This window comes from Delftia acidovorans SPH-1, from assembly GCF_000018665.1.
GTDB lineage: Bacteria > Pseudomonadota > Gammaproteobacteria > Burkholderiales > Burkholderiaceae_C > Comamonas > Comamonas acidovorans.
The window spans coordinates 833330-850770 of record NC_010002.1; the positions used below are offsets into that span (position 1 = coordinate 833330).

13 protein-coding genes are annotated in these 17441 nt (G+C 69.8%); 3 read left to right on the forward strand and 10 right to left on the reverse strand.

The window, feature by feature from the left end; genetic code table 11:
- Positions 1–238 precede the first annotated feature (238 nt).
- Both trpE and DACI_RS03845 read left to right on the forward strand, forming a co-directional pair.
- Positions 239–1738: an anthranilate synthase component I gene (gene trpE, locus DACI_RS03840; RefSeq protein WP_012202684.1), complete on the forward strand. Its 1500-nt coding sequence runs from the start codon at positions 239–241 to the stop codon at positions 1736–1738.
- Positions 1735–2085, forward strand: coding sequence for a chorismate mutase (locus DACI_RS03845; protein ID WP_012202685.1), 351 nt, complete (start codon positions 1735–1737; stop codon positions 2083–2085). The genes trpE and DACI_RS03845 overlap by 4 nt, the downstream gene beginning before the upstream one ends.
- Here the strand turns inward: DACI_RS03845 and DACI_RS03850 are convergent.
- The 10 genes from DACI_RS03850 to DACI_RS31825 form a co-directional block, all read right to left on the reverse strand.
- Complete coding sequence (locus DACI_RS03850; protein ID WP_012202686.1) at positions 2082–3314, reverse strand: acetate/propionate family kinase; 1233 nt, start codon at positions 3312–3314, stop codon at positions 2082–2084. The two genes, DACI_RS03845 and DACI_RS03850, sit on opposite strands and share 4 nt — an antisense overlap.
- Positions 3311–4789 (reverse strand): bifunctional enoyl-CoA hydratase/phosphate acetyltransferase, encoded by a 1479-nt coding sequence (locus DACI_RS03855; protein WP_012202687.1) that lies wholly within the window; start codon positions 4787–4789, stop codon positions 3311–3313. Before DACI_RS03855 ends, DACI_RS03850 begins: the two co-directional genes overlap by 4 nt.
- On the reverse strand, positions 4786–7245 hold the full coding sequence (locus DACI_RS03860; protein WP_012202688.1) for a DUF3141 domain-containing protein: 2460 nt from the start codon (positions 7243–7245) through the stop codon (positions 4786–4788). Before DACI_RS03860 ends, DACI_RS03855 begins: the two co-directional genes overlap by 4 nt.
- A gap of 137 nt (positions 7246–7382) precedes the next feature.
- Positions 7383–7892, reverse strand: coding sequence for a hypothetical protein (locus DACI_RS03865; RefSeq protein ID WP_012202689.1), 510 nt, complete (start codon positions 7890–7892; stop codon positions 7383–7385).
- Positions 7893–7945: 53 nt separating this feature from the next.
- The gene (locus DACI_RS03870; protein ID WP_012202690.1) at positions 7946–9076 is read right to left on the reverse strand and encodes an ABC transporter permease; all 1131 of its coding nucleotides are present in this window, start codon (positions 9074–9076) and stop codon (positions 7946–7948) included.
- Between the two features lies 1 nt (position 9077).
- Positions 9078–11834, reverse strand: coding sequence for a ribosome-associated ATPase/putative transporter RbbA (gene rbbA / locus DACI_RS03875; protein ID WP_012202691.1), 2757 nt, complete (start codon positions 11832–11834; stop codon positions 9078–9080).
- Complete coding sequence (locus DACI_RS03880) at positions 11831–12922, reverse strand: HlyD family secretion protein (RefSeq protein WP_012202692.1); 1092 nt, start codon at positions 12920–12922, stop codon at positions 11831–11833. Before DACI_RS03880 ends, rbbA begins: the two co-directional genes overlap by 4 nt.
- 17 nt (positions 12923–12939) lie before the next feature.
- Positions 12940–14415 (reverse strand): efflux transporter outer membrane subunit, encoded by a 1476-nt coding sequence (locus tag DACI_RS03885; RefSeq protein ID WP_012202693.1) that lies wholly within the window; start codon positions 14413–14415, stop codon positions 12940–12942.
- 33 nt (positions 14416–14448) lie between these two features.
- Positions 14449–15216: an enoyl-ACP reductase FabI gene (fabI, locus tag DACI_RS03890; protein WP_012202694.1), complete on the reverse strand. Its 768-nt coding sequence runs from the start codon at positions 15214–15216 to the stop codon at positions 14449–14451.
- A 15-nt stretch (positions 15217–15231) separates the two neighbouring features.
- Positions 15232–15396, reverse strand: a complete 165-nt coding sequence (locus DACI_RS31825; RefSeq protein WP_157059622.1) for a hypothetical protein — start codon at positions 15394–15396, stop codon at positions 15232–15234.
- 381 nt (positions 15397–15777) lie between these two features.
- Between DACI_RS31825 and DACI_RS03895 the strand changes: the two genes are divergently transcribed.
- Positions 15778–17274 carry a hypothetical protein gene (locus DACI_RS03895; protein WP_012202695.1) on the forward strand — a complete coding sequence of 499 codons (1497 nt, stop codon included), beginning with the start codon at positions 15778–15780 and terminating at the stop codon, positions 17272–17274.
- Positions 17275–17441: the final 167 nt, after the last annotated feature.

A 17441-nucleotide genomic window follows, 5' to 3' on the forward strand; every position in this document is an offset into this window, starting at 1 on the left:
GCCGCGTCTGCGCTACACTTGCCCGCTATGTTCATTCATCGCATGTTCATTGCAGGTTGTGGAGACCGGGGAGCCTGGCCCTGGCGCAAGCCTGTCCAACTGAACAGCTGAAGCACCCGGGGCGCGACCCGGCGTGCACCCGAGGCCCTACGGGCCAATCGAATGAATCGGCGCAATCCATACGCAGCCCGCACCCACACCAGGTCTGCCAGCGCCACGCAATCCGGAGTCTTTCCCCGTGATCACCGAACTCGAATTCAAGAGCCTTGCTGCGCAGGGCTACAACCGCATCCCTCTGATGGTCGAGGCGTTTGCGGACCTCGAAACCCCCCTGTCCCTCTACCTCAAGCTGGCCCATGCGGGCGGTGACGGCAAGCACAGCTTTTTGCTGGAGTCCGTGGTGGGCGGCGAGCGCTTCGGGCGCTACAGCTTCATCGGCCTGCCTGCACGCACGCTGCTGCGCGCCAGCGGCTTCGGCGATGCGGCATGCACCGAGGTGGTGACCGATGGCCAGGTGGTGGAGACGGCCAAGGGCAATCCGCTGGACTTCATCGCTGCCTACCAAAAGCGCTTCAAGGTGGCGCTGCGCCCGGGGCTGCCGCGTTTTTGCGGCGGGCTGGCCGGCTACTTCGGCTACGACGCCGTGCGCTACATCGAGAAGAAGCTGGAAGATTCCTGCCCGCCCGATACGCTCAACTGCCCCGACATCCTGCTGCTGCAGTGCGAGGAAGTGGCGGTGATCGACAACCTGTCGGGCAAGCTGTACCTGATCGTCTATGCCAACCCCGGCGAGAGCGAGGCCTATACGCGCGCCAAGAAGCGGTTGCGGCAGTTGAAGGATCTGCTGCGCTACTCGGTCAGCGCGCCGCAGATCAAGGCCGGCGAGAGCCACCCGGCCCAGCGCAGCTTTGCCAAGGAAGACTACCTGGCGGCCGTGGAGAAGGCCAAGGAGCTGATCGCCGCGGGCGACTTCATGCAGGTGCAGGTGGGCCAGCGCATCCACAAGCGCTTCACGGCCAGCCCCTTGAGCCTGTACCGCGCGCTGCGTTCGCTCAATCCCAGCCCCTACATGTACTACTACCACCTGGGCGATTTCCATGTGGTGGGCGCCAGCCCCGAGATCCTGGTGCGCCAGGAGAACACGGACGAGGGCCAGAAGGTCACCATCCGCCCGCTGGCCGGCACGCGCCCGCGCGGCGCCACGCCCGAGGCCGACAAGGCCACCGAAAAGGAGCTGGTGGCCGACCCCAAGGAACGCGCCGAGCACGTGATGCTGATCGACCTGGCGCGCAACGACATCGGCCGCATCGCCAAGACGGGCAGCGTGAAGGTGACCGAGGCCTTTGCCGTGGAGCGCTACAGCCACGTGATGCACATCGTCAGCAACGTGGAGGGCATCCTGCGCGAGGGCATGGACAACATGGACGTGTTCAAGGCCACCTTCCCGGCCGGCACGCTGACGGGCGCGCCCAAGGTGCATGCCATGGAGGTCATCGACCAGCTGGAGCCCACCAAGCGCGGCATCTACGGCGGCGCCTGCGGCTACCTGAGCTTTGCGGGCGACATGGACCTGGCCATTGCCATCCGCACGGGCGTGATCAAGGACGGCACGCTCTATGTGCAGGCCGCCGCCGGCGTGGTGGCCGATTCCGTGCCCGAGATGGAATGGAAAGAGACCGAACACAAGGCCCGCGCACTGATGCGCGCGGCCGAGCTGGTGGAGGAAGGACTGGAATGAGCACGGACCGCGCCAAGCAGGCAATCGACCTGGTGCAGCACTGCACCGACATGCTGGATGTGCGCCGCAATGTGGATGCGCTGGACGATGTGCTGGTGCCGCTGCTGGTCACGCGCATGGGCTACATGCAGCAGGCCGCGCGCATCAAGGCCGATGCGGCCCAGGTGCGCGACGAGGGCCGCATCGAGGCCATCGTGCGCCGCGTGCGCGAGCGCACGGCCGCCGAGGGCGGCCAGCCCGACGTGATGGAGGCGGTGTACCGCCACCTCATGGAGGAATGCATTGCCTACGAGCACCGCGAGTTCGCGCGGCTGCGCGAGGGCGGTGCGCAGGACGATCGTTCCTAGCCCGGCAGCCAGCGCAGCGCATGGCGCGCTGCCACCCATTCCTCGTTGGTGGGCTCCACGCCCACGGTGACGGCGCTGCCGGTGGCCGAGATCACGGCCGCATCGCGCGCATTGGCCTCGGCGTCCAGCCGCAGGCCCAGAAAACCCAGGCCCTCGCACACGCGCCGCCGTATCTCGGCGCTGTGCTCGCCCACGCCTGCGGTGAACACCAGCAGGTCCAGGCCGCCCAGCACGGCGACCAGGGCGCCGATCTCGCGCACGATGCGCCGCACGTACAGGGCCAGCGCATCGCGCGCGCGCTCGGCCTGGGCATCTGCGCCCGACTCCAGCGGCAGCAGCACGCGCGGCTCGGACGAGGTGCCCGAGACGCCCAGCAGGCCGGACTCGTGGTACAGGATGCGGCCCACTTCCTGCAGGCTGAGCTTTTCGATTTCCATCAGGTAGATCACGGCGCCGGGGTCCAGCGCGCCGGTGCGCGTGCCCATCATCAGGCCGTCCAGCGCAGAGAACCCCATGGTGGTCGCCACGCTTTGCAGGCCCTGCATGGCGCACAGGCTGGCGCCGCTGCCCAGGTGGGCCACCAGGGTGCGCCCGCGCGCCAGGTCGCCATGGCGCTCGGGCAGGGCGGTGGCCATGTATTCGTAGGACAGGCCGTGGAAGCCGTAGCGGCGCAGCCCGCGCTCCCAGGCCGCGTGCGGCAGGGGCAGCAGTTGCTCGACCTTGGGCAGCGTGTGGTGGAAGGCGGTGTCGAAGCAGGCCACCTGCACCAGTTCGGGCCGCTCGCGCAGCAGGATGTCCATGGCCTCCAGCGCAAAGGGCTGGTGCAGCGGCGCCAGCGGGATGAAGGCCTTGAGATCGGCCAGCACGCCGGCATCTACGCGCACGGGCTCGAAGTAGCGGCTGCCGCCGTGCACCACGCGGTGGGCGACGGCGGCCACGCGGGCGCCGTCCAGCTGCGCCAGGCGCGCTGTGATGCGCTCGCGGATCAGCTGCAGCGCGGCGCGGTAGGGGTGGGCGGCATCCAGGGCAATGGCAAAGGGCGGCACGCCGCTCTCGCCGAAGTCGGGCGCGGGACCGCCGATGCCCTGGACCTTGCCGTTCCACAGCGGCTTGCGCGGCAGCGGGCGCTGGGCACCGTCGAAGACGGCGAACTTGATGCTGGACGAGCCGCAGTTGAGCACCACGACCAGTTCGCGGGCGGGGGAGGATGCGGTGTGGGCAGGGATCATGGCGGGGAGTTCCGGTAGCGGTGGGCCAGCAGCAGGGCGATGGCGCAGGAGGCGATGCGCGAGGCGCGGCTGTCGGCGCGGCTGGTCAGGATCACGGGCACCTTGGCGCCCATGACGATGCCGGCGCTGGCCGCCTCGCCCATGTACATGAGCTGCTTGGCCAGCATGTTGCCGCTTTCCAGGTCGGGCACGACCAGGATGTCGGCCTGGCCCGCCACGGGCGAATCGATGCCCTTGGTGCGCGCGGCGGCCATGGACACGGCGTTGTCGAAGGCCAGCGGCCCGTCGAGCACGCCGCCTTCGATCTGGCCCCGGTCGGCCATCTTGCACAGCGCGGCGGCGTCCAGCGTGGCCGGCATGTGCGGGCTCACGGTCTCCACGGCGGCCAGGATGGCGACCTTGGGCTCGGGCACGCCGATGGCATGGGCCAGGGCGATGGCGTTGCGCACGATGTCGGCCTTTTGCTGCAGGTCGGGCGCGAGGTTGATGGCCGCGTCGGTGACGATGAAGGGGCGCGGGTAGTGCGGCGTCTGCAGCACGAAGCAGTGGCTGACGCGGCGCTTGGTGCGCAGGCCGGCGGCGGCGGCCACCACCTCGGCCATGAGTTCGTCCGTGTGCAGGCTGCCTTTCATGATGGCCTCGACCTCGCCGCAGGCGGCCAGCTCGGCGCCGCGCGTGGCGGCGGCGTGGCTGTGCGGCACGTCCTCGATGCGCAGGCCGCCCAGGTCCAGCCCGTGCTCGGCCGCCACGGCCTCCAGCCGCGCGCGCGGGGCCACCAGAACGGGGTCGATCAGGCCTTCGCGGCGCGCGTCCAGCGCGGCCGAGAGGCTGGGCTCGTCGCAGGGATGGACCACGGCCACGCGGATGGGCGGCAGGCCGGCCACATGAGCCAGCAGCCGCTGCAGGCCGTCGCGTCCACCGGCTTCCAGGCGGATCTCGGGCAGGCTGGTGCGCTGGCGCTCGATGTGGCGCGCAGGCGCATGCACGGTGGCCTGGCCCTCGATCACGGCGGCGCCATGCTGGTTGGTGCAGGCCACGGCCAGCGTGACCTGGCGCTGCTCGGCCTGCTTGGCCAGCACCTCCACGCGCACGGTCAGCCGGTCGCCTGCGGCCAGCGGCGCCAGAAAGCGCAGCGTCTGGCCGACCAGGGTGGTGCCGGGGCCGGGCAGGCGCGTGCCCAGCACCGAAGCCAGCAGCATGCCGCCCCACATGCCGTGGGCGATCAGGGCCGTGTCGTCATCGTCGGCGCCGGCAACCGTGCCAGCACCGGCACCGGCACCGGCACCAGCGCCAGCGCCAGCGCCGTCGGCCACGGCCGCGCCCGACAGGGCGGCGAACAGGCGCAGGTCCTGGGTGCTCAGCGTGCGTTCCAGGCTGGCGCTGTCGCCCACGCCCAGTTCGTCAAAGCTGTGGTTGCGCAGCAGGGCCAGGTCTTCGGGCGGCAGGGCCGCATCGGAATCAGGGGAGAGGTTCATCGCTTTTTCCGGGGGCTGGGGTGTGCGCGGCTGGCCTGGGCGCGTGCGGGGCGCTTGGCGGCAGGCGTGGAGTCGGGAACAGGTGCGGGCTTGGGGGCCTGTTCAGGAGCTGCTGCAGGAGGGAGCACAGGGGCCGCAACAGGAGCCGCAACAGGAGCGGTCAGAGGCGCCGTCAAAGGTGCGGGTTCAGGCTCGGCCACCGAGGCTGGCGCGATGGCCGGGGGCCGCTCGGCCTGCTCTTTTGCCTGCCTGGACTCGGCCGCCTCCAGCGCCTGCACGAAATGCCCCATGGCCTGCAGCAGGCGCTGGTGCTCGGCATCGCTGAGGTTGCCGCCCTGGTTGGCCAGCTCGTCCACCGTGGTCATGCCCCAGCGGATGTCGGCGGCGGGCGAGGCAGCCAGCAACCGGGGGATGGCGGCCATGGCGGCGTCGGGCTCGCGCTGCATCAGCAGGGCCTGGCGGCGCACGATGCGGCGGAACTGCGCCATGTCGGGCGGCACGCCGCCCAGGTGGTCCTGCAGCAGCCGCCAGGCGTGGCGGAAGTGGCGCTCATCGGCCTCGCCGCGTGCGCGCAGCACGTGGAACAGGGCGCGGATGACGGCCTCGTACAACCCGCCCTGGGCCACGCTTTCGTGCAGCCGCGCCAGCTCCTGGCGCATGTACTGGCAGTGCTCGGGCGATTCGCCGGGGTGCGGGCGCGGCGGGCCGTCGTCCTGCCGGCTCTGGCCGGCCAGGGCCTGGACCAGGGGCGAGCCATAGATGGCGTGGAACAGCCGCGCCTGCATGGCATCGCGCTGGTCCCGGTAGGTGTCGAGCAGATGCACCACGGCCTGCGACATGGCCTGCTGCGCCTTCAGGAAGGGGTTGTCGGGCTCGACGGGGTGGCGGTCCTCGCGCGCATGCTCGGCGGCCTGGGCCACGACGGGTGCCAGCGGGTGCGAGTCCGACCAGCATTCATAGCCCACGCGCAGCGGGTGCATGGCCTGCAGCCAGCGCGCAGACAGCGGCGTGGACAGCGCCTGCACCCAGGGCTGCACGGTGTTGCGGTACAGGGCCAGGTTGATTTCGGAGACGCGCGCGGCAGCGGCGAAATGGCGCTCGCTTTCGGGGTCGGGCCGGACGATGGAGCGCACCTCGGCCAGGTCGCTGCGGCGGATCTTCATCAGGTAGGCGTCGTCGGTCAGGTCCTGCGCCGGCACACCGGCCGGGCGGTCGGCGATCTCGGCGCGGTAGATGCCGGCGGGCAGCAGGTCGATGATGTCGATGTGCGCCGCGAACTCGCGGTGCTCCTTGCGGCCCACGGCGCCCGAGACAAAGATGCCCAAGTGGCCGATGCTGTCATGCGTAGCGAAGACGATGGTCTGGTCGTGGGCGGCAATGTCCTCGTCGTCGCGGTACAGGTCGGTGATCCAGCCCAGGGCCTGGCCCGGCGGCGTGATGTTGTCACCATGCGAGCAGAACACCACGATGGGCGAGCGGATGTTGCGCAGGTCGATGCGCACGCCGTCCGAGGTCGTCAGCTCGGCCGTGGCCAGCCGGTTGCCGATGAACAGGTTGTCCACGATGTACTGCATCTCGCGGCCTTCCAGGAAGACATAGCCGCCCCAGTACTTCTCGAAGCCCAGGTAGCGCGGCCCCTCGGTGTCCACGTCGGCATAGACCTGGTACTGCTTTTCCCACAGCGTGTTGGCCGGGTTGAGGTTCTCGAAGTTCTGCACCAGCCATGCGCCGTCGAAGCGGCCCGCGCCCAGGTCGCTGGTCAGCGCCGTCATCCAGCTGCCGCCCATGAGGCCGCCGCCGTAGCGCATGGGGTTGTCGCCGGCCCAGTACGACAGCGGCGCACCGGCCACGATGATGGGGCCGAACAGCTCGGGCCAGACGGCGGCCGTCATGAGGATCTGCCAGCCGGCCTGGCAGTTGCCGATGACGGCGGGCTTGCCCCGGCTCTCGGGGTGCAGCTCGGCGACCTTGCGCACGAATTGGGCCTCGGCGCGCATCACGTCCTCGACGGTCTGGCCGGGCACGGGGTCGGGCAGGAAGCCCACGAAGTAGCAGGGATGGCCGGCCTTGAGCGCGGCGCCGATCTCGCTGTCGGGCTTGAAGCCGCCGATGCCGGGGCCGTGGCCCGCGCGCGGATCGACGACGATGAAGGGGCGCTTGGCCGGGTCGATGACCGTGCCCTCCATGGGCGCGATGCGTGCCAGGCCGTAGTTGACGGGGCGCGGCAGGTCCAGGCCCGACATCACGATCTCGGCCCGGAAGCTCAGCACATTGGGCACTTCCTCGGCCAGATGCTCGCGGTACTGGTTGCCACGCTGGCGCCGGATGTCGGCATACAGCAGCGAGCGCTGCCAGGCATCGGTGGCGTATTGCGCGGCTGCCTGCGACAGCTTCATCGGATCGCCCCACATCCCTCCCACGTCCACGGTGACGTGGCTCTGCAGGTTCTCGTTCATCTGGCCCACTCCTTTACCGGCATGTCATGCCCTGCTCGCAGATTGCGTGTGATTGCGTGTGGCTGGGTGCGGATGGCCGCCCCGCGCCCATGCGGCCCCGAACCTGCGGGACCGCGTGGCGGCTTCCTTGGGGGCCGTCAGCCCTGGGCTGTGGCGTCGCGGGCCGTTTCGGCGGCGGCTGCCGCAATGGGCTGCTGCGCCGCATGGGCGGGCTGGGCCACGGACTGCACGGCCGAGGTCCAGCGGGCGAGCAGGTCGCTCCACGGCACGGCGGTGTCGGCTGCGCCCTGGGTGCTGTTGCCCAGCGTGGCTGCCACCTGTTGCTGCCAGTCGTGCACGGCCTGCTGCACGCCCTGGGCCAGGGTGATCTGGCTGGCCATGGCGGTCTGGGCCAGGGCCTGGGCATGGCCCATGCGCAGATGGGCGTGGCGCCAGAAGGCCTGGGCGGGCAGGGTGGCCAGCTCCTGCCAGCTGCTGGTCTGCTGCACGCCCTCGATCTCGCTGCCGGTCTCGGCGATGCGCTCGGGGCCGTTGCGTGCGGCATGCTCCAGCCACTGTTGGCCGCTTTCCTGCAGCAGCCGGCTCAGGTGCAGCTGCAGTTCAAGCTGTGCCTTGAGCAGATGGAGGGGAATGGTCTGTGCGCTCATATGAAACTCCTTGCTGGTTGAGATGGAAAGATGCCTTGGCGGCGGGAACGAAATCAGGCCATCTGGCTGATGGTCTTGCGAAAACGGGTGAGCGTGAGGGCGAACAGCACGGAGCCGATCGCGGCCAGCGCGAGGAAGGGCTTCCAGACCACGTCCAGCCCCGCTCCGCGGTAGAGGATGGCCTGCGACAGCTCGACAAAGTGGGTGGTCGGCGCGGCCAGCATGATGTTCTGCACCAGCTCGGGCATGCTCTCGCGCGGCGTCATGGCGCCCGACAGCAGCTGCAGCGGCAGCAGCACGAGCACCAGCAGCATGCCGAACTGTGGCATGTTGCGCGCCAGCGTGGCAAGGAAGATCCCCAGCGACGTTGTGGCGAACAGGCACAGCGCGGCCCCCGCCAGGAACAGCGGCAGCGAGCCTTCGATGGGAACGCCCAGGGCGCCGCGCACCACGAGGTTGAGCGAGGCAAAGGCGGTGACCAGCACGACCAGTCCCATGGACCATATCTTGGCCAGCATGATCTCGGTCGGTGTCACCGGCATGACCAGCAGGTGCTCCACCGTGCCGTGCTCGCGCTCGCGGATCAGGGCCGCGCCCGTGAGGATGATGGACAGCATGGTCACGTTGTTGATGATCTGCATCAGCCCGCCGAACCAGACCTTGTCCAGCGCCGGATTGAAGCGCGCGCGCACCACCAGGTCCACGGGCAGGGCGGTGGCGCCCCGAAAGCGCCGCACGAACTCGCTGACCTCGGCCGTGACGATCTGCTGCACATAGCTGTTGCCCGTGAAGGCCTGGCTCATGCGCGTGGCATCCACGTTCAGCTGCAGCTCGGGGGCGCGGCCCGCCAGCACGTCGCGCTGGAAGTTGGGCGGGATGTTGAGCACGAAGGTGTAGGTGCCCGAGTCCATGCCCGGGTCCATCTGCGTGCGGTCAATCATGGCCGGCGGCGCGAACTGCGGCGGATAGAAGGCGCCCGCGATGCGCTGCGACAGCGGCGAGCCGTCCTCGTCCACGATGGCGATGGGCGCGTTGTGCAGGCTCTCGGGCATGGCCGTGGCCGCCGTGTAGATGGAGACCGTGAACACATAGGCGATGAGCACCAGCAGCACGGGGTCGCGCCACAGGCTCCACAGCTCCTTGACGCCCAGCCGGTAGATGTTGGAGAAAAGGCGGGTGCGCATGTCAGCTCTCCTGCTTTCTGGTCAGTGCAATGGCCAGGCCCAGGATCACCGGCACGGACAGCAGCAGCGGCCCGAACGAGCCGGCCAGCTCCCGAAATCCCAGCGCCTTGCTGAACACGCCGCGGCTGATGGCGATCATGTGGCTGGCCGGATAGACCTCGCCGATGATGCGGCCCGCCCCCTCCAGCGAGGACACGGGATCGACCAGGCCCGCGAACTGCGTGGTGGGGATCAGCGTGCCGATCAGCACCAGGAACATCGAGGCGATCTGGCTGCGCGTCAGCGTGGAGGCCAGCAGGCCGAAGCCCGTGGAGGCGCCGCTGAAGATCAGCGCCGCCAGGGCCAGCGTGGCAAAGCTGCCCGTCACGGGAACGCCGAACAGGGTGACGGCCATCAGGCACATCAGCAGGAAGTTCAGCATGGCCAGCACCACATAGGGCAGTTGCTTGCCCAGCAGGAATTCGGTGCGCGTGACCGGCGTGACGTAGAGGTTGGTGATGGAGCCGCTTTCCTTCTCGCGCACCACGGCCAGCGCCGTCAGCATGGCCGGCAAAAGCAGCAGCAGCAGGGGCATGACGGCCGGCACCATGGCCGGCAGGCTGCGCACGTCGGGGTTGTAGCGAAAGCGCGTCTGGATGTCGATGAGGCCGGCTGGCGTCACACCCAGGCGCTCGCGCGCCTGCTCGGTCAGCCAGTGCTGGTGGATGCCCTGCAGGTAGCCGCGCACGGTCTCGGCGCGCGTGGGCATGGCGCCGTCGAACCAGGCGCCCACCTGCACGGAGCCGCCGCGCAGCACATCGCGCGCAAAGCCCGGCGGGATCTCGATGGCCAGGGTCAGCTCGCCGCTGCGCATGCGGCGGTCCAGTGCGTCGTAGTCGGTCAGCGGCGGCTGCTCGATGAAGTAGCGCGAGCCCGACAGGCTCATCGCATAGCTGCGGCTGATGGTGGTCTGGTCGCGGTCCAGCACGGCAAAGCGCAGGTCCTCCACGTCCAGGCTGATGCCGTAGCCCATCACGAACATCAGGATCAGCGAGCCCACCAGGGCCAGCGTGGCGCGCACCGGGTCGCGCTGCAGCTCCAGCGCTTCGCGCCAGACATAGCTGAGCATGCGCTGGGCGCTGAAATGGCGGTGGCGCGCAGTGTGCGTTTCCACGGCAGCGGGGGCGGCTGGCGCGGCCTGCTGTTCCTCGGCCGGGGCTTCGCCGCCACCGGCCTCGACCAGGTAGCCGATGAAGGCTTCCTCCAGCGTGGCCGCGCCGCGCTTGGCCACCAGGCGCGCGGGCGTGTCGCTGTCCAGCACCTTGCCCGCATGCATCATGGACATGCGGTCGCAGCGCTCGGCCTCGTTCATGAAGTGGGTGGAGATGAAGATGGTCACGCGGTCGCGCCGCGACAGCTCCACCAGCAGGCGCCAGAAGCCGTCGCGCGCCACGGGGTCCACGCCCGAGGTGGGCTCGTCCAGGATGAGCAGCTCGGGCTTGTGCACCATGGCCACGGCCAGCGACAGGCGCTGGCGCATGCCCAGCGGCAGGGCGGCCGGCAGGCTGTGCTGCGCGGCCTGCAGGTCAAAGCGCTGCAGCATCTCGGCCACGCGCGCGGGAATGTCCGCCTCGGGCACGCCGAACAGGCGCGCGTGCAGCACCAGGTTCTGGTGCACGGTCAGCTCGCCATACAGCGAGAACGCCTGGGTCATGTAGCCCACGCGGCGGCGCGTGTCGATGTCGCGCGGGTCCACGGGCTGGCCGAACAGCCAGGCCTGGCCCTCGCTGGCCGGCAGCAGGCCGGTCAGCATCTTCATGGTGGTGCTCTTGCCGCAGCCGTTGGAGCCCAGGAAGCCGAAGATCTCGCCGCGGCGGATGCGGAAGGACACATGGTCCACGGCGACGAAGTCGCCAAAGCGCATGGTCAGGTCCCTGGCCTCGATGGCGATGTCGTCCTCGCCGCCCTCGGGCAGGGGGGCAATGGTCACGGGCGCATGGCCGCGCTTTTTCTCTTCGGGCAGCAGGGCGATGAAGGCCTCTTCCAGCGAGCGGCTGTCCGTGCGCTGCAGCAGCTCGGCCGGCGTGCCCGTGGCCAGCACGCGGCCCTCGTCCATGGCCACCAGCCAGTCGAAGCGCTGGGCCTCGTCCATGTAGGCCGTGGCCACCAGCACGCTCATGCCGGGGCGCTGGCGGCGGATGCGCGCGATCAGGTCCCAGAACTGGGCGCGCGCCAGCGGGTCCACGCCCGTGGTGGGCTCGTCAAGAATGAGCAGGTCGGGGTCGTGGATCAGCGCGCAGCACAGGCCCAGCTTCTGCTTCATGCCGCCCGACAGCTTGCCGGCCGGCCGCTCCAGGAATTTGCGCAGGCCCGTGGCCTGGGTGAGATCGTCGATGCGACGGCGCCGCTCGGCCGCGTCATGGCCGAACAGGCGCGCGAAGAACTGCAGGTTCTCCTCCACCGACAGCGTGGGATAGAGGTTGCGCCCCAGGCCCTGCGGCATGTAGGCCACGCGCGGGCAGACGGCCTCGCGGTGCCGGCGCTGGGCCATGTCGCCGCCCAGCACCTCGACGCTGCCTTCCTGGATCTTGCGCGCCCCGGAGATCAGCGCCATGAGGCTGGACTTGCCCACGCCGTCCGGCCCGATCAGGCCGACCATGCGGCCTTCGGGAATGTCCAGATCGATGCCCGCCAGCGCCTCGACCTGGCCATAGCGCTGGTGCACGCCCTTCAGGCGCACGACCCAGCCGCTGGCATGGGGCGTCGTGCTCTCGCTCATTGCGCGGGCTGGGCTGGCAGCTTGATGGCCAGGTTGGCGGGCCACTCATGGCTGGCATCGGTGCGCAGCCAGGCCATGCCGGGCACGCCGGTCTTGACCTGTTCCAGATGGCGGCGCAGCAGCTCCGGCGGGATCTGGGCGCGCACGCGGAACATCAGCTTCTGGCGCTCGCTGGCGGTCTCCACGGTCTTGGGCGTGAACTGGGCCTGGCTGGCGACGAAGGAGACGCGGGCCGGGATCACGTACTCGGGCGCGGCGTCCAGCACCAGGCGCACCTCGCTGCCCAGGGCGATGCGGCCGGCTGCAGTTTCCGGCACGAAGAAGGTCATGTAGACATCGGACAGGTCCAGCAGGTTGAGCACGCGCCCGCCTGCGCCCAGCACTTCGCCGGGCTGGGCCACGCGCAGCTGCACGCGGCCGTCGCGCGGGGCCTTGAGCACGCCGTCGTCGATGTCGGCCTGCACGCGCGCCACCGTGGCCGTGGCCGCCTGCACCTGGGAGCGCACGCCCACCACCTGGGCCTCGGCCGCCTTCACGGCGGCCTGGGCAGCGGCGGCCTGGGCACGCGTGGCGGCCAGCGCCGCCTCGCTGCCGCGCACGCGGGCGCGGTCGTCATCGAGCTCCTGCACCGAGGAGGCGCCCTCGCGCGCCAGCGTTTCCGAGCGCTTGAAGCGGCGCTGCGCGGCGTCCACCTCGGTCTCGCGCTGCACGATCAGGGCCTGGGCGGCGGCCAGGTCGCTGCGGCGCAGCGTGACCTGGGCCTCGGCCGCGGCCACGCTGTGCTCGGCCTGCTGGCGCATGGCGTCGGCTTCCTGGCGCTGGGCGCGCAGGGTGTCGATCTGCATGCGCGCCACGGGCTGGCCGGCCTGCACGAAGTCGCCCTCGCGCACCAGGATTTCCTCCACGCGGCCGGGCAGCTTGGTGGAGATGTCGATCTCGGTGGCCTCGACACGGCCGTTGCTGCCGACGAAGCCCTCGCCCGGGCCCTTGGGCGTGAAGGTCTTCCAGGCCCACCAGGCCACGAGGGCCAGGACCGCCACGGCGGCGATCGGCACGATCTTGTTCTTCAGAGAGGTGTTCTTGTCCATGGGCGGGTCCGGAGGCTTCAGGAATTCGGGGGATCGGCAGGCGTGGCCGGCAGGGTGGCGGGCAGCGCGGCAGGTTCGGCGCCGCTGCCGCCGCCCAGGGCGGCATACAGGCCCACCTGGCTGGACAGCAGGGCGCGCCGCGCCTGCACCAGTTGCTGGCGTGCGGCCAGCAGGTCGCGCTGGGCGTCCAGCACCTCCAGGTAGGCGGCCGAGCCGTTGTCGTAGCGCAGCTGCGCCAGCCGCGCACGCTCGGCCTGGGCCTGCACGGCGGTGCGCTGCACGGTGATCTGCTCGGACAGCCAGCGGCGCGCGGCCAGGCCGTCGGCCACCTCGCGGAAGGCGGTCTGGATGGCTTTCTCGTACTGGGCCACGGCCATGTCGCTGCGGATCTCGCCCAGCTCCAGGTTGGCGCGGCGCCGGCCGCCGTCGAAGATGGGCAGGGACACCGTGGGCACGAAGGCCCAGGCGCGGCTGCCGCCGTCGAACAGGCCGTCGAGTTCGGCGCTGGCCGTGCCCCAGCGGGCCGTGAGCGCAATGCGCGGGAAGAAGGCGGCGCGCGCCGCGCCGATCTGGGCCCGGGCCGCGCGCAGCTGGTGCTCGGCGGCGGCAATGTCGGGCCGCGCCGTGAGCAGTTCCGAGGGCAGGCCCGGCCGCAGCTCGGCCAGCACCAGGGCGTCGTCAAAGGGTGCGGCGGCGGGCAGCGGGCCCGGGTGGGCGCCGACCAGCTGGGCCAGGGCGTGCAACTGCTGCGCGCGTGCCAGCTCCAGCTGGGCCAGCAGGGCCTGGGCCTGGGTCAGCAGGGTCTGGACCTGGGCCAGCTGCAGGCGCGAGCTGGCGCCCACGGCCTCGCGGCGCGTGAAGATGCGAAAGGATTCCTGGCGCGTGGCCAGCGTCTCGCGCGCAATGGCCACGCGCTCGTCCAGCTCGCGCAGGCCCAGGTAGCCGTCGGCCACCTGGGCGATCAGCGCGGTCTGCACGGCGTGGCGGCCCGCATCGCTGGCCAGCCAGGTCTGCAGGGCCGCGTCCTTGAGGCTGCGCACGCGGCCCCACAGGTCCAGCTCCCAGCTGCTGAAGCCGACCTCGGCGCGGTACTCGCCGCTGACCACGGAGCGGCCCGAGAGGTTGAGGTCGCCAGGCACGCGAGCCCGCGCGGCCTGGCCGCCCACGCCAATGGCCGGGAACAGCTCGGAGCGCTGGATCTGGAAGGCCGCGCGCGCCTCTTCGGCGCGCAGCGCGGCCACGCGCAGGTCGCGGTTGTGCTCCAGCGCGGTGGCGATGAGCTGGCGCAGCGCGGGGTCGGTGAAGTACTCGCGCCAGGGCAGGCCGGCGGCGGCGACACCCTGGGCGCCCGCCTGCAGATGGGCAGGCCAGGCCTCGGGCGTGGGCAGGGGCGGCGGCTCGTGCGGCGGCGCCAGGGAGGCACATCCCGCCAGGGCGGTGGCCAGTGCGGCTGCCAGCGCGGCGGCGGCGGTTCGGGGGAATGGGAGGGTCATCTGCAGTGCTGCGGGGTGCCGGTGCGGCAGCCGCTAGTTGAGGATGTGGTGGCCGCCATCGACATACAGCGTGCAGCCCGTGATGGCGCGCGCCCCGTCCGAGGCCAGGAAGGCGCACAGCGGCCCCACGTCGTCGGGCCGCAGCTCGCCGGCAATGGGCGAGCGGCGCACGCTGTCGGCCACGAGTTCATCGAACGCGGCAATGCCCGAGGCCGCGCGCGTGGCGATGGGCCCGGGCGAGACGGCATTGACGCGGATGCGCGAGGGGCCGAGCTCGGCCGCCAGGTAGCGCGTGGTGGACTCCAGCGCGGCCTTGACCGGGCCCATGATTCCGTAGTGCGGCATGACCTCGCTGGCGCCCAGGTAGCTCAGCGTCATGAGGCTGCCGCCGCTGGCCGCCATCAGCGGCTCGGCCAGGTGCGCCATGCGGATGAAGGAGTGGCAGGAGATGTCCATGGCCAGCGCAAAGCCCTCGCGGGAGCTGTCCACCACGCGGCCCTGCAGGTCCTTGCGCGGGGCGTAGGCCACGGCGTGCAGCACGAAGTCCAGCCGACCCCAGCGCACGGCGGCGGCATCGAACAGCGCGCGCATCTGCTCGTCGTCGCCCACGTCCAGCGGCATGCGCAGCTCGGCACCGATCTCGTCGAGCAGGGGCTCCACATGCACACGGGCCTTGTCGTTCTGCCAGGTCGCGCCGATCTCGGCGCCCGCCGCATGCATGGCCCGGGCACAGGCCCAGGCAATGCTGTCGCGGTTGGCGATGCCGACGATCAGGCCCTTTTTGCCAGCCAATAGCGTCATCTCGAATGCTCCAGATCAGAAGGACTGCCGGGAAACAGGCCGCCTTGGGGCGGCTTCGTCAGGAATCACGGGGCATGGCGCGGCATTGCCGACATATGCGCCACGGCGAATGTTTGTATTTCCTGTGACTACGAAGCTTTTGATAGCTTGTTTTGATGCATGCAAATCAAAGGTTTGCATGCCAATATCGTCTCCTGGTCTTTTTCATTCTATCTATGTTGCACTGCAGCGACCGATTTTGGCGATGCCGTTTCGTTATATCGATGCAGTTCACTCCATAGTCTTGACTCAGGTCAAAGAGAGCGGCGTCACTGAGATGATGTCGCTTGCCGCCGGTCGCTTTGCCCAGTAGAGCAATGGTGTCTTCTTGCGCCAACAGCCGAACATTGCCTGTATTGGCCGGATTTCAATGAATACAAGGTATTCACACCATATTGGTGCACGGGAGGTAAAGAAAACCGGAAATCTGCCGATGGTCCATGAACAGAGAAAATCCCCTGCCTGCAAAAACCTGGGCCGCCACATTCAGTCAGGACCAGACCGAAGGAAGACGATCAATCCATGACCAGCATTTCCTCCACCGGCGCCAGCTTTGCCGCCAGCGCTGCGGGCATGCGGCCCACGGTGTCCGTGAGGTCGTCAGCGACCACGGCAGCTGCTGCACCCGCCGACCCGGGCACGCAGGTCACGCTGGGCCAGTCCGCAGGGTCCAGCGTCATCTATGCCAAACCGCAGCCCGTGGAACCGGGCCAGTTCAGGCTGACCCGGGCCTGGGCCTCGCAAGACAGGGACGACATCAGCACCCTGATGGCACGCAACCTGGGCCTGGGCCCGTCGGCCAGCCTGGCCGACCGCTGGCGCGGCCTGGGCGGCGCCCTGCTGTCGCGCTTTGCGGCCACGCCGTCGGACTACCAACAGACGGTGGCGGAGTACCAGGCGCCCACGGCGGCCGACTCCGTCGCAGGCAGCGCGGATGCGCAGGCCCTGGACAGGTCCGCACTGAGCGATGTGTCCGTGGGCGCTGCCACCGTGAGCCTGAAGATCCGCACGCAATCGGGCCAGACCGTGGAGCTGCGGATTGCCACGAACGACGGCAGCGAAGCGGGCAGCAGCAGCGGGCTGCGGGTCGAGGTCAAGAGTTCCGGCACCTTGAGCCAGGCCGAGAGTGCGGCCATTGCCCAGCTGGCCGACGGGCTGGACGAAGCGCTGGAGGGCCTGGGAAAGCCGGGCAAGCCCCAGCTGGAACTGGGCAAGCTGATGGACTTCGACCGCAGCGTGCTGTCCGGCCTGGACCTGGACATCAAGAACCCCAAGCCTTCGCAGCCCCTGTCCTCGTTCAGCCTGCATGTGGGCGCCGATGGCCGATCGGTGGCGATGAAGGGCGCGGCGGGCGAGCTGGCCGTCAACCTGGAGGCCGATGCCCCCGTGGGCGCCAGTGCTTCGCAGCGCCAGGCGGCGCTGGACCAGCATCTGAAGCGCTTTGATGCCGCCGCGCAGCGCGGCCGTGCGGATGCGGCGCTGGTGGACATGTTCAAGAGTGCCTTCAGTCAGCTGCACAACGCGCAGGCGCCGGCCGCGCCGGGCGCCATCGCCGCACTCTCCGGGCTGGAGCGTTCCGTGCAGTCCCTGCAAAGCGGCCTGGCCGATTTCCAGGCCAGCTTCAGCGGTGATTTCGAGAACACCAATGAATTCGGCGCCGTGACCGAAATCGGCCGCGCCGAGTACCAGGTGGGCCAGAGGACCACCCGGCAGTCCCGCGGCACGGAGGGCGAGTCGATCGCCCAGGTGGTGAGCGAGTCCCTGAACGCCGAGTCCAAAAAGGCGCGCAACCGCAGCATGCTGGATTTGCAGTCGGGCAACTATGACCTGACCAAGGTGCAGGACAGCCGCACCATCACCACGCTGATCGAGACAGCCGGCAAGCAGGTCACCGGCGCGCTGCGCAAGACGCAAGAGCGCCAGATGCAGACGTGGGACCAGCTGGTGGAGCACCGCACCCAGCAGCACCGCGAAACGCCCGGCGGGCGCAGCTTCACTGAGCAACTCGCGCTGAGGTAGTCGCGCTGAGATAGTCGCGTTGAGGTAGTCGCGTTGAGGTAGTCGCGTTGAGGTAGTCGCGGCGCGGGCCGGGCCGCGTGTCGTCGTTGTGTCACAAAACTTCCGTATAAGAAGTTTTTTTGAACAAGACATGACAACGGCCCGCGCGTTCATGACCGAATTTCATC

Bases quoted from the DNA above. Each gene is read 5' to 3' on its own strand.
- DACI_RS31825 (WP_157059622.1), bottom strand. From the start codon at position 15,396: ATGCAAACCTTTGATTTGCATGCATCAAAACAAGCTATCAAAAGCTTC.
- DACI_RS03880 (WP_012202692.1), bottom strand. From the start codon at position 12,922: ATGGACAAGAACACCTCTCTGAAGAACAAGATCGTGCCGATCGCCGCC.
- DACI_RS03860 (WP_012202688.1), bottom strand. From the start codon at position 7,245: ATGAACGAGAACCTGCAGAGCCACGTCACCGTGGACGTGGGAGGGATG.
- DACI_RS03850 (WP_012202686.1), bottom strand. From the start codon at position 3,314: ATGATCCCTGCCCACACCGCATCCTCCCCCGCCCGCGAACTGGTCGTG.
- rbbA (WP_012202691.1), bottom strand. From the start codon at position 11,834: ATGAGCGAGAGCACGACGCCCCATGCCAGCGGCTGGGTCGTGCGCCTG.
- DACI_RS03855 (WP_012202687.1), bottom strand. From the start codon at position 4,789: ATGAACCTCTCCCCTGATTCCGATGCGGCCCTGCCGCCCGAAGACCTG.
- DACI_RS03895 (WP_012202695.1), top strand. From the start codon at position 15,778: ATGACCAGCATTTCCTCCACCGGCGCCAGCTTTGCCGCCAGCGCTGCG.
- fabI (WP_012202694.1), bottom strand. From the start codon at position 15,216: ATGACGCTATTGGCTGGCAAAAAGGGCCTGATCGTCGGCATCGCCAAC.
- DACI_RS03870 (WP_012202690.1), bottom strand. From the start codon at position 9,076: ATGCGCACCCGCCTTTTCTCCAACATCTACCGGCTGGGCGTCAAGGAG.
- DACI_RS03885 (WP_012202693.1), bottom strand. From the start codon at position 14,415: ATGACCCTCCCATTCCCCCGAACCGCCGCCGCCGCGCTGGCAGCCGCA.
- DACI_RS03845 (WP_012202685.1), top strand. From the start codon at position 1,735: ATGAGCACGGACCGCGCCAAGCAGGCAATCGACCTGGTGCAGCACTGC.
- DACI_RS03865 (WP_012202689.1), bottom strand. From the start codon at position 7,892: ATGAGCGCACAGACCATTCCCCTCCATCTGCTCAAGGCACAGCTTGAA.